17 protein-coding genes and 1 pseudogene are annotated in these 20,738 nt (G+C 60.9%); 5 read left to right on the forward strand and 13 right to left on the reverse strand.

Annotated features, from left to right (window positions below; translation table 11 throughout):
• The 8 genes and pseudogenes from ABF821_RS02475 to flhA all read right to left on the reverse strand — a co-directional run.
• Positions 1 to 1,089 (reverse strand): annotated as a pseudogene (locus ABF821_RS02475) (hypothetical protein); the annotation flags it as partial.
• A 36-nt stretch (positions 1,090 to 1,125) separates the two neighbouring features.
• On the reverse strand, positions 1,126 to 2,007 hold the full coding sequence (gene motA / locus ABF821_RS02480; RefSeq protein ID WP_182972299.1) for a flagellar motor stator protein MotA: 882 nt from the start codon (positions 2,005 to 2,007) through the stop codon (positions 1,126 to 1,128).
• 126 nt (positions 2,008 to 2,133) lie between these two features.
• A complete protein-coding gene (locus ABF821_RS02485) occupies positions 2,134 to 3,228 on the reverse strand; it encodes a flagellar motor protein MotB (RefSeq protein ID WP_415528961.1) in 1,095 nt (364 codons plus the stop codon).
• A gap of 17 nt (positions 3,229 to 3,245) precedes the next feature.
• Positions 3,246 to 4,010, reverse strand: a complete 765-nt coding sequence (locus tag ABF821_RS02490) for a hypothetical protein (protein WP_182972297.1) — start codon at positions 4,008 to 4,010, stop codon at positions 3,246 to 3,248.
• A 165-nt stretch (positions 4,011 to 4,175) separates the two neighbouring features.
• Entirely contained in the window at positions 4,176 to 4,601 is a 426-nt protein-coding gene (locus ABF821_RS02495; RefSeq protein ID WP_415528962.1) for a flagellar FliJ family protein, read from the reverse strand.
• Complete coding sequence (gene fliI, locus ABF821_RS02500) at positions 4,598 to 5,923, reverse strand: flagellar protein export ATPase FliI (RefSeq protein ID WP_415528981.1); 1,326 nt, start codon at positions 5,921 to 5,923, stop codon at positions 4,598 to 4,600. Before fliI ends, ABF821_RS02495 begins: the two co-directional genes overlap by 4 nt.
• 200 nt (positions 5,924 to 6,123) lie before the next feature.
• On the reverse strand, positions 6,124 to 7,869 hold the full coding sequence (locus ABF821_RS02505) for a DUF1217 domain-containing protein (protein WP_415528963.1): 1,746 nt from the start codon (positions 7,867 to 7,869) through the stop codon (positions 6,124 to 6,126).
• A 200-nt stretch (positions 7,870 to 8,069) separates the two neighbouring features.
• Positions 8,070 to 10,163, reverse strand: a complete 2,094-nt coding sequence (flhA, locus tag ABF821_RS02510) for a flagellar biosynthesis protein FlhA (RefSeq protein WP_182972423.1) — start codon at positions 10,161 to 10,163, stop codon at positions 8,070 to 8,072.
• A gap of 389 nt (positions 10,164 to 10,552) precedes the next feature.
• Here flhA and ABF821_RS02515 point away from each other — a divergent pair, with 389 nt between their 5' ends.
• On the forward strand, positions 10,553 to 12,118 hold the full coding sequence (locus tag ABF821_RS02515; protein ID WP_415528964.1) for a glycosyltransferase: 1,566 nt from the start codon (positions 10,553 to 10,555) through the stop codon (positions 12,116 to 12,118).
• 58 nt (positions 12,119 to 12,176) lie between these two features.
• On the opposite strand, the gene ABF821_RS02520 is transcribed toward ABF821_RS02515, so the two are convergent.
• Positions 12,177 to 13,058, reverse strand: coding sequence for a transglycosylase SLT domain-containing protein (locus ABF821_RS02520; RefSeq protein WP_415528965.1), 882 nt, complete (start codon positions 13,056 to 13,058; stop codon positions 12,177 to 12,179).
• A gap of 384 nt (positions 13,059 to 13,442) precedes the next feature.
• Between ABF821_RS02520 and ABF821_RS02525 the strand changes: the two genes are divergently transcribed.
• The 4 genes from ABF821_RS02525 to ABF821_RS02540 all read left to right on the forward strand — a co-directional run bounded on the left by ABF821_RS02525 (position 13,443) and on the right by ABF821_RS02540 (position 15,992).
• Positions 13,443 to 14,573, forward strand: a complete 1,131-nt coding sequence (locus ABF821_RS02525) for a flagellar basal body P-ring protein FlgI (RefSeq protein WP_415528982.1) — start codon at positions 13,443 to 13,445, stop codon at positions 14,571 to 14,573.
• Between the two features lie 6 nt (positions 14,574 to 14,579).
• On the forward strand, positions 14,580 to 14,927 hold the full coding sequence (locus tag ABF821_RS02530; protein WP_182972294.1) for a rod-binding protein: 348 nt from the start codon (positions 14,580 to 14,582) through the stop codon (positions 14,925 to 14,927).
• The gene (locus ABF821_RS02535) at positions 14,924 to 15,355 is read left to right on the forward strand and encodes a hypothetical protein (protein ID WP_183008836.1); all 432 of its coding nucleotides are present in this window, start codon (positions 14,924 to 14,926) and stop codon (positions 15,353 to 15,355) included. The genes ABF821_RS02530 and ABF821_RS02535 overlap by 4 nt, the downstream gene beginning before the upstream one ends.
• Before the next feature lie 145 nt (positions 15,356 to 15,500).
• Entirely contained in the window at positions 15,501 to 15,992 is a 492-nt protein-coding gene (locus tag ABF821_RS02540) for a hypothetical protein (RefSeq protein ID WP_183008837.1), read from the forward strand.
• A 12-nt stretch (positions 15,993 to 16,004) separates the two neighbouring features.
• Here ABF821_RS02540 and ABF821_RS02545 read toward each other — a convergent pair whose 3' ends face one another.
• The 4 genes from ABF821_RS02545 to ABF821_RS02560 form a co-directional block, all read right to left on the reverse strand.
• A complete protein-coding gene (locus ABF821_RS02545) occupies positions 16,005 to 16,754 on the reverse strand; it encodes a DUF6468 domain-containing protein (protein WP_220791619.1) in 750 nt (249 codons plus the stop codon).
• 80 nt (positions 16,755 to 16,834) lie between these two features.
• Positions 16,835 to 17,986 (reverse strand): flagellar motor switch protein FliM, encoded by a 1,152-nt coding sequence (fliM, locus tag ABF821_RS02550; RefSeq protein ID WP_182972291.1) that lies wholly within the window; start codon positions 17,984 to 17,986, stop codon positions 16,835 to 16,837.
• Between the two features lie 58 nt (positions 17,987 to 18,044).
• Positions 18,045 to 18,581 carry a flagellar basal body-associated FliL family protein gene (locus tag ABF821_RS02555; RefSeq protein ID WP_182972290.1) on the reverse strand — a complete coding sequence of 179 codons (537 nt, stop codon included), beginning with the start codon at positions 18,579 to 18,581 and terminating at the stop codon, positions 18,045 to 18,047.
• 409 nt (positions 18,582 to 18,990) lie between these two features.
• A complete protein-coding gene (locus ABF821_RS02560; RefSeq protein WP_415528966.1) occupies positions 18,991 to 20,721 on the reverse strand; it encodes a flagellar hook-basal body complex protein in 1,731 nt (576 codons plus the stop codon).
• Positions 20,722 to 20,738 lie beyond the last annotated feature (17 nt).

Consider the following 20,738-nt stretch of genomic DNA (forward strand, 5'->3'; position numbering starts at 1 on the left):
CGGGTTGTCGGGCGTCTGCGTCGGCGTGGCCGTGGTGCTGTTCTGGGTGGTGGCTGCCGACGTGGTTGTGGCGGGCTGGGGTGTGGTGCTGGCCAGGATTTGCGGCTTGCCGTCCGGCGTCTGGGCTGGTGTGGTCGTGGTGCTGTTCTGAGTGGTTGACACCATTGTTTGCGATGAGGTGGAGACCAGGATCTGTGTGCTGGCGGGTAACTGCGTGGAGGCGGCTTGGCCAGCCGCGCGTGCCACGCTCTGCGTCGGCGCGGTTGTTGGATTGCTCTGGTCGGTTGCCGCAGAGGAAGTCGCTGGCGACTGCGAGGCAGTGGTCGTGACCTGCTGGTTGTCCGGAATCTGGGCCAGGATAGCGGCGAAGGAGTTCGGATCGGTCATTGCAGTGTCGGACGGAGTCGCGAGTGCGACTTGCGGCTCGGACATGGATACCGGGGTCTGCTGGCTTGCGGCCACCTGTGCGGGAGCGGAGGTGGAGGGCGACTGAGACGACGGGTTTGCCGAGATGGCGGCGTCTGTCTGGCTGGCCGGCCCCTGTGGCTGTGATGACAAAGGAGGAAGGTTCTGCTGCAGTCCGAGGGTCTGAGACAGGATGTCTGTCAGCAGGTTTTGGTTCTGAGATGTCAGATCGGATTCCGTGGCGGTGTCGGTCGCTGTGTCCGGATCGGATTTGACCTTTTTCGCCTGACTGGCCGTGGATTGATCGGTCGCGGTATCCGTTGTCTTGGCAATTTGTGAGGACAGCGCGGTCGTAACCGTGGCTGCCGGCAGGTCGATGGTCTGTGCCGTGTTTTGCCCGGCCCGATTGTCGGCCGGGCCCTTCGATGTCGTCTGGGGGGCGTGGGCAGCCGTTTCATGGGTGCCCGCATGGTCCTGCGATCCGCCAGCGTGTTCGTCTTGTGCGTTCTTGAGGTGGGCACTGAAGGACGCCTGCCCGTTGGAGGGGCGCCGTGTCGTCCGGGACCGGGACGTCGTCGCCCCGGAGGTGGCGGAGCCAGAAGAGACAGGGAGCGGCGAAGCGGATGACGAAGAGGCGAGCGCCTGATCCGTTTTCGTCGAAACTTTTGACATCGTAATGCCCATCGGACGTACCGTATTCCCTGTCGTCATTCCGCTCCGTCAGGCCGCGGCAGCCATGGTGGGCTGCGACACGGATAATGCCGTATCGAGCTCAGTAAACGAAGGCATAAAAGCGGGCGGAATGTCCTTGCGTCCGATTTCGGCACTGACCTGAGGCGGGTTGCCTTGGAGATGCGCCACGAAGACAATCCGGATGATGTCCTGATAACGACCATCCTGGGTTATCACATCGCGCATCCGGGCAGCGAGAGGTGCTACGACGCCATAAGACAGCAGCACGCCGAGAAAGGTGCCGACCAGGGCGCCGGCGATCATTTCACCCAGAACGGCTGGCGGCTTGCTGATCGAGGACATCGTCTTGATGACGCCCAGGACCGCGGCCACGATGCCCAGTGCCGGCAGGGCATCCGCGATGCTCGTCAGGCATTCGGCGGTATGCAGCTTCGCCGTCAGGTTCTTTTTCAGCTCGCGGGCCATGACTTCGTCAAGCTGGTAGGCATCGTCCATATTGAGGCTGATCAGCCGCAGATAGTCACAGATCAGGTTGCGGGTTTCGAGATCGTCGCGGATGGCGGGCGATTGCGCGAAAATGCTGCTTTCGGCCGGGTTTTCGACATGTTCTTCAAGCGCCATGTTTCCCTTCGCATGGGCCAGGCGCGTGAACCGGAACAGCGTGAGCAGGAGTTCGGTATAGGCCGCCTTGTCGTAACGGGGGCCTTTCAACGTCGATTTCAGGTCGGGAAGCAGTTTTTTGAGTGCTCCGGCGGAATTCGACATCACGAAGATGCCGGCCGCCGAACCCATGATGGTCAGCATCTCGAAAGGCATCGAGGCGAGCAGAGGGGCCAGGACCCCCCCGGAGGCCACGAACGAGCCGAAGACGCAGAGCAGCGCAAAGACGAGGCCCCCGATGAAGAGCATTGAGTTGTCTCCGTTTCACCCAGATATGCCGGCCGGCACCCGCCGGTCGCAGTGGTATGCAGTGTTCTCGATCCCAGGCTGTCGGACCGACGTCTTTGGTGCCCGCTTCGTGGCTGCGGAGGGGCGTTATTTCGGCTTTGCCGCTTCGGATGCCTGCTGTTTCACGTCCGTTCCTTCGGGTCCGGGTGATACCGGAGCGGGATTGTCCGACAAGGGAAGGACGGGCGGGGCAGCATCCCCATACATCTTGTGCATGACAATCACGACCCGCCTGTTGGCTGCGGCCGAAGGGGTTGCGGGAACGGCCAGGGAGCGATCGGCTCTTCCCGAGACATCGAGGATATTGGTGTCGGGATAGCCGGCCTTGACCAACGCCTCACGGGCGTAATCCGCCCGCAGCGCGGAAAGGGTCCAGTTGGACATGCTCCAGTTCTTGCCGGGGCGGTACATGTCGGAATCGGTATAGCCGATGATGGAAATGCGTTCCGGCATCGGAGCGAGCCATTTGGCGATTTCGGCCAGCATCTGCCGGCCCTTGCTGTTGGGGGCCGGCGATCCCGAATCGAACATCGGTGTATTGTTGGCATCCCGAAGCTCGATCCGGATGTCGTTCCGGCCGAAACTGACCGCCACGTTGGAGCTGGCGTCGTGAAGGGTCGGGCTTTTCTGGATTGCCTGCTGAAGATCGGACGCCATCTGTTCGATCTTGCCCTGTTCGGCGGCTGCGTCGTCGGCGCCGACATAGGCCGTATGCTGGGCGCCGCCGCTGTCCGGTCCGCCAATCGGGACGACACTGGGGGGGCGTGGGACGAATGCTGTCCTGATCCCGTAGGTGATGTCGTCAGGAGCGCCACCTTCTATGGACGTGATAGGGCCGTGTCCTGCGCCGAGCTTTTTGGATTGTGGCGCGTTCGAACTCGTATCGTTCTTGATCATCTGCAACGATTTCCCCGCCGTGAGCGGGGATGGGGAGGCGTCGAGCACGCCATCCGTCGGCGGTACAAGAGTCTTGTTGTCCGCCATGGGATTGAAGAATTGCGCGATGCCCCGGCGTTGCTCGTCCGTTGTCGCGTTGAGGAGCCACATGACCAGAAAGAACGCCATCATCGCCGTCATGAAGTCGGCATAAGCGATTTTCCACGCCCCGCCATGATGGCCCTGCTCGTCGGAAGACTCGCCGCTGCGCCTGATGATGACGGGAGGTTTGTTGTTTCTGGCCATGTGGAACTACCGTGACCTTACAGGGCCTTGTGATGGACCATGCCGACGCGGCAGGACGGATCTCCGCGATAGGCCGCGCGCCCGGCATGGGTCAGGACAATGGAGGTATCGAGCCAGACTTCGCCACCGAGTTCGCGCCAGCGCCGGCAGAACGTGAAATCCTCGCTCAGATAGGTGCCGGTTTCCGGGTCGATGCTGGCGTCGAACAGGGCGTGATACAGGCCGGCATCTCCGCTGCCCGCGGTATCGATCCGGCGATAGGCGGTTTCGGGATAATGCTTGATCATGCGGGCGATCGCCTTCCGGCTGATCATCATGAACCCCGTGCCGGCGTAATGTGTCCGCATGAGCGGACCTTTTTCCCAGGTCTCGTGCATGGCGTCGGTCTCGCCGACATAGCGCAGGGAGGCCGATTCCTGGGGTTCGCCGCGCAGGATGTTTTCCTGGGTGCCTTTATCCCAGAACCGATCCTTGATCGGATACATGCCCGCGATCAGGTCCTTGTCGGCCGCGAGAAGGCGCGCCGGCGCTTCCGCGGGGAAGCCGATATCGGCGTCGATGAAAAGGAGATGCGTGGCGTCGGACCGTGTGAAGAACTGATGGACCAGGGTATTGCGCGCCCTGCTGATCATCGCGTCGTCGCCGAGCAGGGAAAGAGTCATCGGAGTCCGCATCACGCCGGTGCAGGCGATAATGGATTCCATGTATTCCTGCGTTACCAGACCGCCGAAACAAGGCGTCGCAATGAATAATTTTGCGGTCTGTTGTTCTGTCTGTTCCATGCGCTTTCCTGGTCGCTCACGTCCATGGGGATGATCGGATCGATATCAGGCACGGTTACGCGCCGACCCCGATAATAGCGATAGCCGGGGCATTGCACTTACTCAAGGACGAAACAGGATAAAAACGACGATCGTCTTGTCGGAATGATACGTGAACATTGGAAGTCATCCTGGCGTCATGCGTACCCGTCGTGACAGGTCGTCGATTTCGGCCAGTTCCCGCCTCGTGCGGATCTCTTTTTCCTCTTCCATCCGCCGATCGAGGATCGAGGTTGCCGCCTTCAGAGCAGCATTGGCCTGCATGAGGGCTTCGCGCGCATGGTCCGCTGTCTGGCTGGCGATGTGCAGCGTGTTCTCGGCACGTTCGACGGCCTCCTGTCCGAAGGGTAGCCAGCGACGGAAATCGTCCATCGAGACGTGCTCGGCCATGGCGGCCTGACGTTCGCTTTCGATCGTCGCCTGACAGCTTTCCAGTTGGAGGCGTGCGGTATGTTCGCTGGCCAGCGCCTCGGCCATGGCGGCCTTTGCCTGGTCGACCTTCGTTTTGTGGAGGCGGATCAGGGAGCGTAACGCGCGTGTGCGGGCATTCATCGCGATGTGCGGGAAGCCGAGAGCGCGCCGCGCAGGGCGTCGAAGCTTGCGGCGATCGTCGCCTTTTCCTGGCGTGACTGCTTCAGGATGCCTTCGATGACGGGCGCGACCTGAATGGCCTTGTCGGTGAGCGGATCGTTTCCTGCCCGATAGGCGCCCAGGCGAACCATGTCCTGGATATCTTCCCAGGTCGCAAGATCGGTTCGTGCTTCCTGGGCCAGGGCGTTTTCCTCCACGCTGTTGCATCCGGGAACGGTGCGCGAGAGAGAACGGAGGACGTTGACGGCCGGATAGCGCCCGGCCTCGGCGATCCGCCGTTCCAGCACGACATGCCCATCGAGAATGCCGCGCACCGCATCGGCGACCGGCTCGTTGTGGTCGTCGCCTTCGACCAGTACCGAGAACATGGCCGTGATCTGGCCGGCCTTGCCGTCCGGCCCGGCGAGGCCGGGGCCTGCGCGCTCCAGCAGACGCGGCAGTTCCGCGAAGACGCTGGGCGGATAGCCCCGGGTCGCGGGAGGTTCGCCGGAAGACAGTCCGATTTCACGCAAAGCCTGGCAAAAGCGGGTGACGCTGTCCATGAGCAGCAGTACTGATTTGCCTCGATCCCTGAAATATTCCGCTACCGCCATGGCCGAATAGGCGGCTTCCCGTCGCATGAGGGGGGACGTGTCGGAGGTGGCGACCACGACGACCGATTTGGCCAGCCCTTCCGGCCCCAGATCGTCTTCCACGAATTCCCGGACTTCCCGGCCGCGTTCGCCGACAAGCGCGATGACTGCCACGTCGCAGTCGGTATTGCGCGCCAGCATCCCCATCAGCGTGGATTTTCCCACGCCGGAGCCGGCGAACAGGCCGAGTCTCTGGCCTTCGCGGCAGGTCGTGAACAGGTTGAGCACCCGGACGCCGAGGTCGATGCGTGGTCCCAGGCGTGCCCGCAGGCCAGCTTCGGGAGGGGGGGCGTGCAGCCGACAGGGTTCCCCGCCTGGGGGAAGCGGCCCTTTGCCGTCAACGGGGCGCCCCATCGGGTCGATGACACGTCCTTGCCACAACGGATTGACGACCAGCGTGCCGCCCGCCCGGCGCCGCCTCTGTTCCTGATCATAAAGCCGGAACATCGCGCGGCAGCCCGACCCTATGCCCGCCAGGGCTCCGAACGGCATGGCGATGGCCGTATCGCCCCGGAACGCCACGATTTCCGCCTCTGTCTCGCGCCCGTCCAGTCCGATAATGCTGACCCGATCTCCCACGCCGGTGAAGTCGCGCATGCCGCTGAGGGAGACGGACAGGCCGGTCAGTCCCGTCACGCGCCCCTCCAGCATGCCTACGGGAACATCGTGGAAGGGGCCGGCTACGGCCTGACGGAGCGCATGCAGGGTGTGGGCCATACCGCTGGCAAGCGCATCGTCCTGCGATGCGCGCTCGGTTTCGCTGTTCGTTTCGGCAGGCTGCATGCCGTACTCACCCAGTCAGGCAGGTTGCGCCTGCAACCACCCCTTTAAAACAGGCTGGAATCAGGATTTCAGCTCGAGGATGACGTGTTGACGCCAAACAATGCGGCGATGCCCTCGGCACTTGAACCGCCACCGTACAGATCCAGCATGGTTGCCGGCTTGTCGGGCGTCTGCGGGTTGACCTGGAGCATGGCCAGGTAACGCTCGGCATATTGCTGGATCTGCTGCGGGGTCGAGAGCTTGCTGAAATCTACCTTGTTCGTCAGCATCCGAACCTGTTGGTCGTAATCCAGGGTTCCGAATACCGAGGGATCGTAGCCTGCGACCGTTTCAGCGACTTTCAGCAATGTAGGGTCGGACATCAACTGCGCCAGGGTGGTGACGCCGCTCATCTTGCGCGTGAAGTAGAGCGCGTTGCCGACACCGTTATCCTGCATGTCGGTGCTGTTCTCGTACTGACTCAGCTCGAATTGCGAGACGGCAGTGTTGATATTGACCCCGGTTACCGTGCTGGCGACCGTGCTGTCGCTTGTCAGGGTCGAATTCTGGGTCAGCGGCGACGTCGAGAGATTCGGGGGTTGGACATTGACAGTGTATGTAACCCCGTTGACCTGCGCTTGCAGGGCGGGAATGTCGTGTGAATACTGGCCGTTGACCTGCATCACATTCCCCGTGTTGTCGAACGTGGTCGAAAAAGTCGTGCTGGTGACCTGCGTGCCGTAGGGGTCGATGATATAAGCCTGCCAGGTGGAGGGCGAGGACGTGTCCTGCACCCATTTGACGGACAGGGTGGTCCGGTTGGCGGCACTGGTGCCGTTTGCGTCGTCCGTGGCCTCGTTCGGGTCGAACGGGGCCGTGACGTATGTCTGGTTCGTTCCCGATGTGGTGCCGAGGGTAATGGACGGAAGGGTCAGGGTGGTGCTGGAGTCGGCCGAGGACGTCAGGCTGACGATCTGGCTTGGGCTGGCGGTGCTGGTGCCGGAGCTCTTCGGAGCCATGGTGACGCCGCTCGTTCCGCCCGGTGTTCCAAGATTCAGGTTGATGGATTGCTGGATGCTGCTTCCATCGGACTGCATGATGTTCAGGCTGATCGGCAGTGCGACGGTGCCCGCGGTGTCCGCTGCCACCGCCTTGCCGGTGGACATGTCGGTGGCTGATGCCAGGGTGCCGTCTTGATTGAAGAGGACCTGATAGGCATTCGTATCGATCGTTGCATTGCCGTCGGCATCATAGGCGCTGACGGTCCACGACAGGGGATTGCTGGAATCCTGGGTCCATTTGAGGGCCACCTGGTGGGCGTCCGAATTCGCATCGTAGGTTGTGACGGGCGCCGTGGTGTACGTCTGGCCTGTTGCGCTGGCGGAAGGAAGGATGGAACTGACCGAAAGGGTCTTGGTCGCCGTATAGGTCGTGCTGAGGACGTCGGAAGTCGCGTCGGTCAGGAAGGGCGATACCGTTGATGAGCCCTTGTTCTGACCCCAGGTCTTGAAGGCATCGGCAAAGGCCAGCCATGCTGCATTGCCTGATGATTTGGCGAGGGACGTGGAGGATGTCGGGTCCTGCGTCAGCAGGTCTTTGATCACGGCCGTCTGGCCGGCAAGGGAACTGAGACCGTAAGCGCCGAGCACCACTTGCAGGACCGAATAATTTTGCAGCAGCCCGTCAGCCGACGTAATGGACGCGGCGCTTTTCTCGAAGGCCGCGACTTCGAGCTTGGTCGTGCTGTCGACCTTTGCGTAGGTTTCCGCAGCCGTCGTTTCGTTCTTGATGGCGGAAACATATGTCGCAATCGGAGAGACGCTCGAGATGGACATCAGCCCGATCCTTCATATCCTGCCATGACGCGGAAGACGCGACCAAAATTCTATCCGGTTGGTATAGAACCTTCTGTTGGTCGTGACCATAGGGTCATTCTTTCGGTAGCGTGAAAGATGGTGGATCTGGTCGGGTGGACCACCTCTTTACCTGCGCCTCCATGGAAACGGAGGTGTATTATGGTCTATTCTTCTGGATTTCAGGTAATCGTTGCGATCGTCTTGATGCGGGCGCGTGGGTATATTTCAGATTGTGAGAGGACCGACACGTTCGGGCGGACGCGCTCCACGATCGAGCGCATGGAGTCGCGGACCGGCGTCGAGACGACGATGACGGGTACCTCGCCGCTGGACGAGAGGGTGTTGAAGACGTCGCGCAGTCGCGTGACGAAACGATTCAGCAGCGAAGGCGGCATGGCGAGGCGCCGCTCCTCGCCCTGTCCGGTGATGTGGTTGATGAATTCCGCCTCCCATTCCGGGGACAGCGTGACCATCGGAATATAGCCGCCTGGCCCTTCCAGCGTGCTGCAGATCTGTCGGGACAGACGGACGCGCACATGGCTGGTCAGGTTCTGTATGCCGCGCAGGCCGAGGCCGCTGCCTTCCTGGATGCTCTCCAGGATGGTCGGAAGGTCGCGGATCGAAATGCGTTCGGCCAGAAGCGACTGCAGGACGCGCTGCACGGTGCTCAGTGTCACCTGGGACGGGATCAGGTCGTTGACGAGCTTCTGCTGCTCGCGAGGCAGATCGTCGAGCAGCGACTGGGTGGCGACATAGGTCAGGAGGTCTGGCAGGTTCTGCCTGACCAGTTCGCTGAGATGCGTCACGATGACGCTGGCGGGGTCGACCACGGTGCATTTCAGGGCGATGGCCTTGGTTTTCAGGGACGGATCGATCCATACTGCCGGCAGGCCGAATGCGGGTTCGATCGCCTTGTCTCCAGCCAGGGGTGGGGTGCCGCCCGACGGGCTCATGGCCATGAGCTTGCCGGGCTTCGCCTCGCCTGATCCGATCTCGATCTCCTTGAGCTTGATGACGTACTTCTCGGACGGAAGCAGGATGTTGTCCTGAATCCGGATGGGCGGTGTCACGAAGCCCATTTCGGTTGCGATCGCCCTGCGCAGCGCCTTGATCTGCTCGGTCAACTGGGAGTTATCGCCGCTTGTCAGCGGCAGCAGGCCGAAGCCGAGTTCGAGGCGGAGCAGGTCGAGCTTGAGGACGTCGGAAATCGGTGTCGTCGCCGGGGTGGGGGCGGTTTCGGTAATGTCGCCGTCGCTGTCCGTGGTGGGGGTCTTGTGGCGAAACCAGGCGCCCGCACCGGCCAGGGCGGCAATGGTGAGGAAGGGAAAAGCGGGCAGGCCGGGCAGCAGCGCGAAGCAGGCCGACAGGACTGCGGCCATGGCCATCGGCTTGGGATTGCCGCCCAACTGACGGACCAGCGTGACGTCGGCGGACCCGTCTGTTCCGCCCTTCGTGACGACGATGCCGGCGGCGGTGGAAACCAGAAGGGCGGGAATCTGCGAGACGAGGCCATCGCCCACGGTCAGGGTCGTGAAGGTGTTCGCGGCTTCGTTCACGGGCATGCCGTGACGCAGCACGCCGATGGCCAGGCCGCCGACGATATTGATGCCCGTGATGATGATTGCGGCGATCGCATCGCCGCGCACGAATTTGGCGGCGCCGTCCATGGCGCCGTAGAATGAGCTTTCCTCTTCCAGTTCCTTGCGCTTCAGGCGTGCTGTCCGGTCGTTGATCGCGCCCGAGGCCAGTTCGGCGTCGATCGCCATCTGCTTGCCCGGCATGGCGTCGAGGAAGAAGCGCGCCGCGACTTCGGCGATGCGGCCCGAGCCCTTGGTGATGACCATGAAATTCACCACCAGCAGGATGCAGAACACGATCCCGCCGATGACGACATCTCCGCCCATCAGGAAGCCGCCGAATGCGGCCACCACATGGCCGGCGGCATAAGCGCCTTCGTTGCCGTGGCTGAGGATCAGGCGTGTGGTCGCGATTTCGAGTGCCAACCGGAGGAGTGTGGTCAGCAGGAGGAGTGTGGGAAACGAGGTGAACTCGACCGGTTTCGCCAGAAACAGCGACACCATGAGAACCAGGGCCGAGGCGGTGATCGACAGCGACAGCCCCATATCGAGGATGAAGGTCGGTAGCGGGACGATGAGAATGGACAGGAGCAGCAGAACGCCGACCGCCAGGCCGATATCCGTGCCGGGGATGAGGGAACGCCAGGAAACGGCATTCAGGTTGCCGCCGCGCAGCAGACTGGTTGCAGAGGCCATGCCGCGCGAAAGGGATGGGAACTTGCCGCGCGCGGCGGTTCCGTCAGTCAGCTTGCCATCGCCGGGCCCGGCGATTGTGCTGCCATTGGCGGGGTCCAAGATGCCACATTCCCTTTCGCGTGCCGGTCATGGTCATAACGATATCTGGCGATGATCTGCGGCCATATGCTGCGAGATATACCGTACAGGACCGGTTTCTGGGGGCGATAAGTACCGTTATAGTCGGTTTTGAGCAAGGCGCGAAAAAGGGCGCCTGCGTGGAATATGGACCCTTCCGGCCGATCTGCCGGCGGGGAGGTGGCGGGTTGATCTTCGGGTGGTTCGAGAACCGCCCCCCGTTGTGAGGCAGAGCGCTGGGCATGGCTCCCGGACGAGGCGAGGCAGGATTTGTGACGGATATTGAAACGAAGAGGGGCCTGGGGTCCGAAATGGGCGACGCCACGCAGTTCGTGGATGTCGCGCTTCTGAAGGAAAGCCTGCTGCAATCGCCGACGCCAGCCCATCTGATCGAGGCGTGCGATAAGTTGGCGGCGAAAGCGCACCTCATCGAGGTTACCCGGCTGGTACTGGAGGTAACGTCACTGCATCTGGACGACGGGCAGTTGAGCCTGGCCGGTGCGACGGTGATCCTGCGGTACAGTTCCCGTTATGATATTGTCGAAACATTGGCGCGCAATACGCTGCGGGTCGATCCGGACAATGTGTCGGCACAGGCGTTTCTGGCGCATGTCCGCGTTGTTAGCGGCGATGTCGCCGGAGGGTGCGCCCTGTTCTCCGGCATGATGGAGCGTTATCCAGAGAAGCGTGCGAATATATGTGAATTCATATCGATGTCGCTTCTTGAAGCCGGATACCCGGTGGAGGCGCTGAAGATCCTGCAGTCTCATCTCATGAACGGAGACGTGACTGCGGCTCTTCTGAACAATATCGGATGCGCCCTGGGGCGTCTCAATCGGTCGTCCGAAGCCCTTCCCTGGTATGAAAGGGCGCTGGCACTTGAGCCGTCGCCCGACGCCAGCTTCGGTTATGCCTGCACGCTGCTGAAGGCCGGGAGGCTGGCGGATGGTTGGCAGATTTATTCTAAGCGGGACCTGATTGTTAAGGACAAGTCGGCATGGTACCTGGAATTACCGCGCCTGGGGCCTGATGATGATGTATCGGGGCGGAAGGTTCTGCTGTTCGACGAGCAGGGGTTCGGCGATACTATTCAATTCATCCGCTGCCTCCCTTATCTGCTGGAAAGGGGGGCGGAGGTGACTGTCGTCGTGCCTCCGATGCTCGTTCGTCTTTTGTCTCAGTCTTTCCCTGGCGTGTGCGTTCGCGACAAGTGGAGCTTTGGCCGGGAGGACGGCTACAGCTATGCTGCCCCGATTCCGGATCTTCCTTATATCAGCGGTGTGATGTCGGTGCGGGATATTCCGGCTGCCATTCCCTATCTGCGTGCCGATGAGGGGGATGTCGCACGGTTTGCCGCCCTTTTGCCCGACAGGCGGCCGCGTGTCGGGCTGGTCTGGGCGGGCGAACGGCGGGCGCAATCCGAGTATGATCTGGCGGATAAGCGTCGTTCGACCACGTTGGCCGAGATGGGAGCGGCCCTTACCCCGGTGGAGGCCACGCTGGTCAATCTACAGTTCGGTGGGCCGCGCGCGGAAATCGAGGCATGGAATGGTCAACCGCTGTTCGACCCGATGGGCGATGTACGTGACATGGCCGATACCGCGGCGATCATGAAAAATCTTGATCTGGTCATTTCCGTCGATACGGCACCGCTGCATCTTGCCGGCGCCCTCGGCTGCCCCGTGTGGCTGGTCAGCCGTTGGGATGCCTGCTGGCGATGGGGCGATGAAGGAAGTGGCACGCCCTGGTATCCGAACATGCGCGTGTTCCGGGCGAGGGAGCGATCGTTCGCACCTGTATTGCAGGAAGTCGGGCGGGCTTTGCGCAACTGGCTCTAACGCTGGGCTGGTTCGGGCGGGGCGATGTTTCGCGTGGAACGGTTCGGCACGCCGGGCATCAGCCCGTCGGGCGGGCCAGCATGACGGGGTTGGCACGGTAGGATGCCAGTGTGCGCCCCCGCATGCCGCCCGTGGTCGGGCGGTGGATCGTGGGCTGGGTGAAATGCGCAAATCCCTGGAACGGGTGAAAGACCTTGGCCGGCGCCGGGGGAGCGCTGCCGTCGGTATCGGGTTGTGCGTCGGCCGTGAGGGTTGGTTGCTGTATCGTTTTGGGCGTGGACGGATGCATGGACGCTGGCGTGATGGAGGATGCCATGCGGACGTTCTGGCGCGCTGGCGCGTGCGTATCCCGTCCATCCTGCGGGATCGCCCAGGCTTCCAGGACCTTCCACTGGTAGGGGGTGCCGATGCCGGGTGTCTGGGAGTGGTATGCGGCTGCGGCGCGCGGCCAGCTTCCCGTCTTGTCATACATCTGGAGCAGGAACCGGCCGGCGTACAGCGTATTGGCGACCGGGTCGAATGCCTGGTCGAGCGAGGCGAAGGCGTCCGGATGCTGTTGCAGGTTGACCTGCATGCAACCGACGTCGATCGACTGGATCCCTTGCTGACGAAAGGCTTCCACGGCCGCGACGGCTTCGGCGCGCGTTGAATAATAATGGCCGATTCCCGACGCCGTAATCGTCCACGGCCATGCGGAAATGGTGCCGTCCGGGCCTGGCTTGCCGCTTTCGACCCGGCTCATGGCATTGAGAAAACCATCCGGGACATGGAGAGCCCGTTCCGCTTGCGCTGTCGCCGCGATGCAGAGCGACGCTTCCGGGGGGCGGGCGAATGCGGTGCGGGTCGGCAGGAGCAGGATGAGGACGGCCAGTGTCGTCCGACATGCGTGGTGTCGTGGAGCGTGGCAGCGCATGGCCGGTATCGGGGCTGGACCTATCACAGGCCGTCTCTCCCTGTATCGTAGGCCGTTCGGCGGCGCATGGAACGGCGAGGTCGTCGCGCATGCGTTCTGAAACGGGTCTATCGAACTTTGAGGTATGGGCAGTCGTCCGGCTTTACCTCATTTCCTCGATGGTCCACAACCGGACGGAAGCCGAAGAGACAAGGCGGACTATCCTTCTCATTTCACGTCGTTGGGCCATTGAATGTGGTGGTCCCGCGGCGTATTCTCAAAATCTGCCATGGTCACTTCGCGGAATGCCATGGGCCGAAGTGCAAAAGGTGACCAGTGTCTATGAGGACTTGCCTCAGGGCGGCCAGCCTCTATCGCAACCATTTCGGTCGCGGCGATGGAACGGATGCCGCGTCTTTCAGTCGGAAAAGCATGCAGGTGTCTTGTTTCCGGCGGATTGTGGCGCTGGTTTCGACCGCGTTTCTCCTGATCGGGCTGCTCCCGTTTCCGTCGGCCAGTGCCGCGATGGTTCGGGTGAAGGATATCGTCGATTATGAAGGCGTGCGCGACAACCAGTTGGTCGGCTATGGCCTTGTCGTCGGACTCCGGGGTACGGGCGATCGACTGACCAATACCATTTTCACGCGCGAAACGCTGATCAGCATGCTGAACCGCCTCGGGGTGAATATTCGCGACCGCGAAGTGCAGCTTCAGACCCATGACGTGGCCGCCGTGATGGTGACCGCGACCCTGCCGCCTTTTTCGCACGGGGGCGGACGGATTGATGTGACGGTTTCCGCCGTCGGTGATGCGCGGGACCTCGCCGGCGGGACGTTGCTGGTGACGCCGCTTCAGGCCGCGGATGGCGAAGTTTATGCCGTCGCCCAGGGATCGCTGGTGACCAACGCATTCGCGGCCAGCGGAGCCGGCGGCGGCATGACGCAGAATATTCCGACCAGCGGCCATATTGCCAATGGGGCGGTGGTCGAACGCGAAGTGCCGGTCAATCTGGGGGCAGGCGGGATTATTCATCTTTCCCTGCGTAATGCCAATTTTACAACTGCGAACAGAATTGTCGATGTGATCAACCGCTCTATCGGGCGCGGCATGGCACGGGTTGACGATCCGCGTACCATTGCCATCGACCTCTCCGGGCGCAATGCGGCGACAACCCTGTATCGGATCGGCGACCTGAGCATCGAGCCCGATACGATGGCCAAGGTGATTGTCGATGAGGCCAGCGGAACGATCGTCATGGGCGACAATGTGCGCATCAGCACCGTTGCCATCGCACAGGGAAATCTGACCATCCAGGTTACGGAACTGCCTGTGGCGTCCCAGCCTGGCCCGTTTTCCAATGGAACGACCGCTATTCTGCCACGAACGCAGATTGAGGCGAACACGGGGAGTTCTAATCGGCTGGGGATATTGCGCGAGGGGCCGACTCTTGCCAGTTTGGTTGCAGGTATGAACGCTCTGGGCATGGGACCGCGGGATATGATCGGTATCCTTCAGGCCATCAAGGCCGATGGGGCGCTCCAGGCCGATCTTGAGGTAAGGTAGCGACGCATGAGTGGTATAGGTGATGTCGCGTCCTCGTTGTCCACGATGAGCCGGCAGCAGGTTGCGACCGGGCAGGCGAACCAGGATTCGGCCCGTACGGAAGAGGCCCGCAAGGCGGCCGTCTCGTTTGAAAGCGTGACCATCGGCGAATTGTTGCAGCCCATGTTCGATACGGTGGACACGTCCAAAGGCATGTTCGGGGGCGGTGCGGCCGAGAAGCAGTTCCGATCGCTTCAGGTTCTGGAAATTGGCAAGCAGATCGCCAATAACGGTGGTATCGGCATTGCCGACAGCGTCTATCGCCAGATTCTGGCCATGCAGGAACAGGCGCAGCAGGAGCAGAGCCAGTCATGAGCCGCGCGTCGGCCGGAATGGCGGCTTCCCTTCTGACCAGCTTCCAGACGGTCTGCTCCGTGCTTGAGACTGAGAACGATCTTCTGAAAGCCGGCAGGCTGCGGGAGGTCGTGGATATGCTTCCGGCAAAGCAAAGAGAAATGGACGCTCTGGAGCGCATCCTGGCAGTGAGTCGTGCCGATTCGTTATCGGCCGACCAGATTCATGGTCTGAAGAGGTCGGAAATCGAAGAGGTGGCTGGCCGCTTCGGTGCATTGGTGCACGCCAATCGAACATTGCTGAAAAATGCGATCGACGCGCAGAATATCCTGATTCGGCTGATCGTCGTGGATGCGACGCAGGATGCAGGCGTCGGTTATGGTGCTTCGGGTCAATATATGCCCAACCCCGGCGCGCAGGCAGCACTGACATTGCGCAGCGATGTCTGACGCCGTCTGTTCGTTCGTTTCCTTCTGCCGTCGGAATGTGCCTGGACGGCATGCGGTATAGACTGAAGAGACCTCTTTGGGCTGGGCACGTCTGGATGGAAGGGGTTCGAATGTTCGGCTTCTCGGTATCCGAAAAAGAGAATTCATGAATCTACGATGTCATTTCGCGGCTTTGCTGCCTGATATCCGGCGGCATGCGATGCGGGTGGGTGCGGTGACCCTGGCGTCGGCCGGGCTTGCGGGCTGCCTGTCGCCGGCCAAGCCATATCTGGATATGGGACGCCGTCTGGCGGACGCCGGCTTTGTGGCGCACAAGGCGGACACGACCGCACGCTACGCCATGATGAATACGCTTCCGCCCGGCGAGGTCACGTATCGGCCGTCCACGGTCGGGCCGGTGTATCTCTATGCCGATCCGATCGGCTGTGGCTGTGTGTATATGGGGTCGGCGACAGCCTACAGCTATTATGTATCGTCGGTTTCCGCAGGGAAGAAAGCTGTCTCCGCCCCCTCGGCAATCCCTGCGATGGCGGCCGAAAACCGGCGCGATACCGCGTCGTGGGACTGGAGCGCATGGTCGCCCAACGCTGATCCCGGACCCACCCAGCCCCGACATGTCATCGGTGGCTACTGGTAGAACAGGGGGGCTTTACCGAGCGGGCCGGCCGAGAAAAGTGTTCTCGAGCCTTTTCATCTGATGATTTTTCTGACGATTTGAGGTCGATGCTCGGCTTCTGGCATTCTTCGGCCCGTCATTTTCCCTTTCCGCTGCCGGAGGGGGACTCGGGCGAAGGGCCGGACTTTCATCGCGTGTCGCCCTGAGTGTGACGTTATCAGCCGCAGGTTGGGCGATTGGCGGTGTTGTGTTCCGAGGGGGGACAGGCTCGTCCTGCTTCGCGGATTGCTGTGACCGCGCGGGTTCGTGACGGTTCTCCTGTATCTCTGCCGGAACCGCGGCGGCAATGGTGTGCTCCGTGTCTTCGGATACAGGTTGGTTTTGGACTTCGGCATGCAGCTTTAGCTCGATTTCGGATGCTTTTTCGAGCAGTTGTTCAAGCTTCCTTTCGTGCGGAGAAGCCTTGATCGTCGCCATCTCCAGACGTCCGGCCGTCGCGTCGGCCTTCTCGACCATGGTGTCGAGTTCGGTGCCTGTTACCTTGGCCAATTCGATCATGCGGCTGAGTGGGCGGCCGCTGACTTCCCCGGCTATGCGCAGTTTCTCCACGCCTTCTTCCGCGCTTTTTACGCTGGCTTCGAGCTTTTCGACCAGGCCCATCAGGCTTTCGCGGTCGTGCTTCAGGTTGGAAAGAACCCGACTGAGATAAAAGCTGTAGATAATTCCCAGAAGCAGGAAGAACGATAAAACGATTTCGATGATCAGCTGGATCTGAGTCAGCATCTGCCAGATGTCTCCAGTCTGGCCCGGTTGGGAAGCGACGGGCGGGTCGTGAGAGAAGGAATCGGGGTTGTCCTGTTTGCTTATTCGCCTGACGCAGGCGGTGGGGTGGTGTGGGTATGGGGGCTGTCGGGCGGTACCAGCCGTCGTTCGATTTTCACTGCTGCCTTGCCGTGCAATTGGCCGAGCCTTCCCACGAAGAGAGAGGTTTGTCCGCACTGCAGCGTGACATGGATATCGGCGTCTTTCCTGTAGGGAAACGCGATCTGGGCACCGGGGCGCAGGTTGAGGACTTCGGAAAGGGAGACGAGCTTTTCCTCGAATACGGCCGACACTTCAACGTCGGTTTCGAGAATCTCGGAGATCAGATGGTTTTCCCAGATTGAATCGCGACCAAACCGTTCGCCCATGAACTGCTGGGACAGGCGATCGCGCACCGGTTCCAGGGTCGCATAGGGAATGATGAGATCCAGATTTCCGCTCTTGTCTTCCATGTCGATATGCAGCTTTGTCATCACTACGGCATTGGAGGCGCGGGCGATGGCAGCGAAACGGGAGCTGACCTCGAGTCGTTCGAAGGTGAGGTCGATGGTGCAGACGGGATTGAACGCCGCCGAGAGATCGTTGAGGGTCAACGTGATCAGTTTTTCGATCAGGGACCGTTCGATCGCCGTGTGCGGGCGGCCCTCGGTCCCGGCGTGACCCACGCCGCGCGGACCGCCCATCAGAATATCGATAATGGAATAGGACAGTGCGGAGTCGACGACGACGAGACCGTAATTCTCCCACTGGACGGCCTTGAAAACCGCGAACAGCGAGGATGACGGCACAGTGTTCATGTAGTCGCCGAAACACATCGAGCGCGTGCTCTCCATGGTGATTTCGACGTTGTCGTTCGTGAAGCTGCGAAGCGTTGACGACAGGAGCCTGACGAGCCGGTCCAGCACGATTTCCAGCATCGGGAGGCGTTCGTACGCCACGAAGCCGGCCTTGATGACCCGTTCCATGCCGGTCTCTTCCCGGTCGGGGAGTCCGGCGAATGTATTGCCAAGCAGACTGTCGATTTCAGACTGATCCAGCACATGGCTGCTGATCATGCTGTTTTCGAAGCCCGTAGACGCATCTTCTCGCGTGGTATGGCCCGCATCCGACCCGTGGCCCGGCGTTTCGTGCGGCGCGTCGGCGCTGGCCTCATCGGGCTCGACGGCGTCCGGCGTGTCGTTTACGTCCTGCATATTGTCTTCGCCACGGTTTGATCTGTACTCTGTATGAACATCAAGTAAAACGTTCCGATTACTGAATCAGGAATTCAACCAGATACAGATTCGTCACCTGCAAGGGCGTCAATTCCGCCCTGAGACGACGGATCATCGCCTCGCGCAGCCGGTATATGCCATCACCCCGGATATCCTGCGGGCGTGTCTCATGGAGGTAGGTCTGAAATATGTCCTGCACCCGAGGAATCATATTCTGGAGCGAGGCTTCGTCTCGTGCGCCTGAAATTTCGACCTTGGCCGTCAATTTTACATAGACCGGGCGGCCATCGCCATTGTCGAGATTGGATACGATCGACGGGATACCGAGAATGATCGGCGGATGCAGCATCTGGCTGGCGCGGTCTGCCATTCCGCTTTGAACCGAATGGAGCAGACGACCCTTTTCGAGGAATACGGCACCGCCGCCGCCCACAGTGAGAACGAGAGCTGCCAGGCCGATGAAGAGAAACATCTTCCTGGAACGGCGGGGCTTCGCTTCCGCGGCGATGGATTGCCGCTTCTCATCCCCGGCAGAGGGCTCCGGTGCACCGCCGCCGGTTACAGTCTCGCTCATATGCAGGTGGCTCCCGGAGGGTGGATAAACGATTTATTGACAGTGTAGCTACTGGCGGGAGCATGCTCAATGGGATGGGTGCGGGGGGTGCGACAATAGACGGATATCACCGTCGTAAAAGCGGAAATTCCTGCACTCTAGGAGGGTATGGCAAGCGGCATTGGTCCGTCGATGCCTGGATTCAACGAGGGGAACGGGTGTATTCGACCTGCCTTGAAAAACCAGAACGAGAACAAAGTAATCTCCGACGTATGCGGGCCCAGGTGGGTAGGTCCTGCATCTTCAGGTCCGGCCACATGTAGAAGATTACTTGTTTTTCGCGCCTGACAGTCTCACAAGAGCATTTTATGGAGACGTGTCTGTCAATTATTGGCTGGCTATGTCGAAGACACGGCCAGCCGGTTGGTTTTTACTGCTTCATGGCGATTGTTGTTTGCAGCAGCTGGTCCGCAGTCGTGACGATCTTGGTGTTGGCGGAGTAAGCCTCCTGCGCGACGATCAGGGCCGACAGGTCACTGGTGAGGTCAGTCGTGGACGATTCCACAGATCCTACCGACAACGTGCCAGTGCCATTTGCCCCGGCCAGACCGATCTTGGCGTCGCCAGAAGACGCCGTGGCGGTATATGCTTGTCCGTCGACCGCATTCAGACCGTCTACGTTGGCAAAATTCGCCAGTGCGATCTTGCCGATCAACTGGGTTCCGGTATCGAACTTGGCCATGAGCGACCCGTCGCTTTCGATTTCCACGCCCTGGTAGGTGCCGCTGGCGATGCTGTCGGATTGCAGGGCCGTCGTATCCGTTGGCAGACTGCTGGCCGTTGAAAGCGTCGTCTGGCTGAGGTTGACTGTATATGACGTGCCGCCAATTGTGGCGCTGAGTGCACTTAAAGATGTCGTCACACCTGTGGTACTGTCCGTAACCGACTGGACGCTGCCATCTGTGTTGAATACGACCTTATAGGTGTCGCTGCTAACGGGCGACGACGATGATGTATCGTAAGGATCGACCAGGGACAGTGACCATGTCGGCGGTGAAGCGGCCGTCTGAGTCCATTTGGCTGCAACCGGAGTACCGTTGGCATCGGTAGGCGATGTCATCGACGTTTGATTACTGCCGGTCGTGGTGCCGATCACATCGGATTTGCTCATGGTAAGCGTCGTGCCCGACGCGGTCAGAGCATTGGCTTGGTTGGTGCTCGCCGTACCTGTGGATGCTGCCATAACGGTACCGCTGGTGCCGCCGATCGTTCCCAGATCGAGCGTGATGTTTTGCGCGACGCCATTGTAATTGGCCGTAATGGGGATCGAAGCACTTGCCCCTGTCAGGGTCGATCCGATCGTCTGGCCAGTAGTAGCATTGGCAACCGATGCCAGAGAACCGTTGCTGTCGAACGTCACCTGATAAGAGTTGTTGGCTATGGTGCCGGTACCGTCTGCGTCATACGCGCTGACGTTCCAGACCAGAGGGTTGGTGCCGCTCTGCGTCCAGGACAAAGCGATCTTGTGTGGTGTCGCCGACGCGTCATAGGTGGTGACGGGAGCCGTCGTATAAGATTGAGCATCCGCTGCCGTATAGCTGGCATTGCTGGACGGCATCGTTCCCACCGTCGCCGACAAGGTCAGCGTCGTGGTCTGCGTCGGGCGGAAGGCCACATTGGCGACATTGAGCTGCGTCAGCGATGCGTTCAGCGAGCCTGTGGTGGGGTTCACCATATAGCCGTCGAGGTAATACCCACTGGTGTTGACCAGATATCCGGAGTTGTTTTTGTAAACTTCTCCATTCCGGGTGTAGTAGTTCTGGGACTGAAATTGCGTGTTTTGGGATGTCGATGCGCCGCTTTCTTTGGAAACGACGAACAGGCCACTCCCTGAAATGGCAGTGGCAAGGCTGTCCGTGCTCGTGGCTGCGGTGCCTTGATTGTCCACATGCTGGACAGTGACGGCGGCTACTGAATCCGAGATATCGGCTGAAGACGCATTCTGGCCCAGTGAGCCGGCCACGAAATCCTGGAATGCCGTCGTGGTGGCTTTGTAGCCGACCGTCTGGCTGTTGGCGATGTTGTTACTCAGGTTCGTGAACGCGGTCGACTGGGCGTTGATCCCGCTGACTGCCGTGGTGAGGGCGTTGAAAACTGACATATGCCGTCCCTGCCTTG

It is taken from the genome of Gluconacetobacter sp. (assembly GCF_047721585.1).
Classification (GTDB): Bacteria; Pseudomonadota; Alphaproteobacteria; order Acetobacterales; family Acetobacteraceae; genus Gluconacetobacter; species Gluconacetobacter dulcium.

Coding starts and splice junctions, on each gene's coding strand:
- motA (WP_182972299.1), bottom strand. CDS start 2,007: ATGCTCTTCATCGGGGGCCTCGTCTTTGCGCTGCTCTGCGTCTTCGGC.
- ABF821_RS02485 (WP_415528961.1), bottom strand. CDS start 3,228: ATGGCCAGAAACAACAAACCTCCCGTCATCATCAGGCGCAGCGGCGAG.
- ABF821_RS02490 (WP_182972297.1), bottom strand. CDS start 4,010: ATGGAACAGACAGAACAACAGACCGCAAAATTATTCATTGCGACGCCT.
- ABF821_RS02495 (WP_415528962.1), bottom strand. CDS start 4,601: ATGAATGCCCGCACACGCGCGTTACGCTCCCTGATCCGCCTCCACAAA.
- fliI (WP_415528981.1), bottom strand. CDS start 5,923: ATGCTGGAGGGGCGCGTGACGGGACTGACCGGCCTGTCCGTCTCCCTC.
- ABF821_RS02505 (WP_415528963.1), bottom strand. CDS start 7,869: ATGTCCATCTCGAGCGTCTCTCCGATTGCGACATATGTTTCCGCCATC.
- flhA (WP_182972423.1), bottom strand. CDS start 10,163: ATGGCCTCTGCAACCAGTCTGCTGCGCGGCGGCAACCTGAATGCCGTT.
- ABF821_RS02525 (WP_415528982.1), top strand. CDS start 13,443: ATGCAGGTGTCTTGTTTCCGGCGGATTGTGGCGCTGGTTTCGACCGCG.
- ABF821_RS02530 (WP_182972294.1), top strand. CDS start 14,580: ATGAGTGGTATAGGTGATGTCGCGTCCTCGTTGTCCACGATGAGCCGG.
- ABF821_RS02535 (WP_183008836.1), top strand. CDS start 14,924: ATGAGCCGCGCGTCGGCCGGAATGGCGGCTTCCCTTCTGACCAGCTTC.
- ABF821_RS02540 (WP_183008837.1), top strand. CDS start 15,501: ATGAATCTACGATGTCATTTCGCGGCTTTGCTGCCTGATATCCGGCGG.
- ABF821_RS02545 (WP_220791619.1), bottom strand. CDS start 16,754: ATGCTGACTCAGATCCAGCTGATCATCGAAATCGTTTTATCGTTCTTC.
- fliM (WP_182972291.1), bottom strand. CDS start 17,986: ATGCAGGACGTAAACGACACGCCGGACGCCGTCGAGCCCGATGAGGCC.
- ABF821_RS02555 (WP_182972290.1), bottom strand. CDS start 18,581: ATGAGCGAGACTGTAACCGGCGGCGGTGCACCGGAGCCCTCTGCCGGG.
- ABF821_RS02560 (WP_415528966.1), bottom strand. CDS start 20,721: ATGTCAGTTTTCAACGCCCTCACCACGGCAGTCAGCGGGATCAACGCC.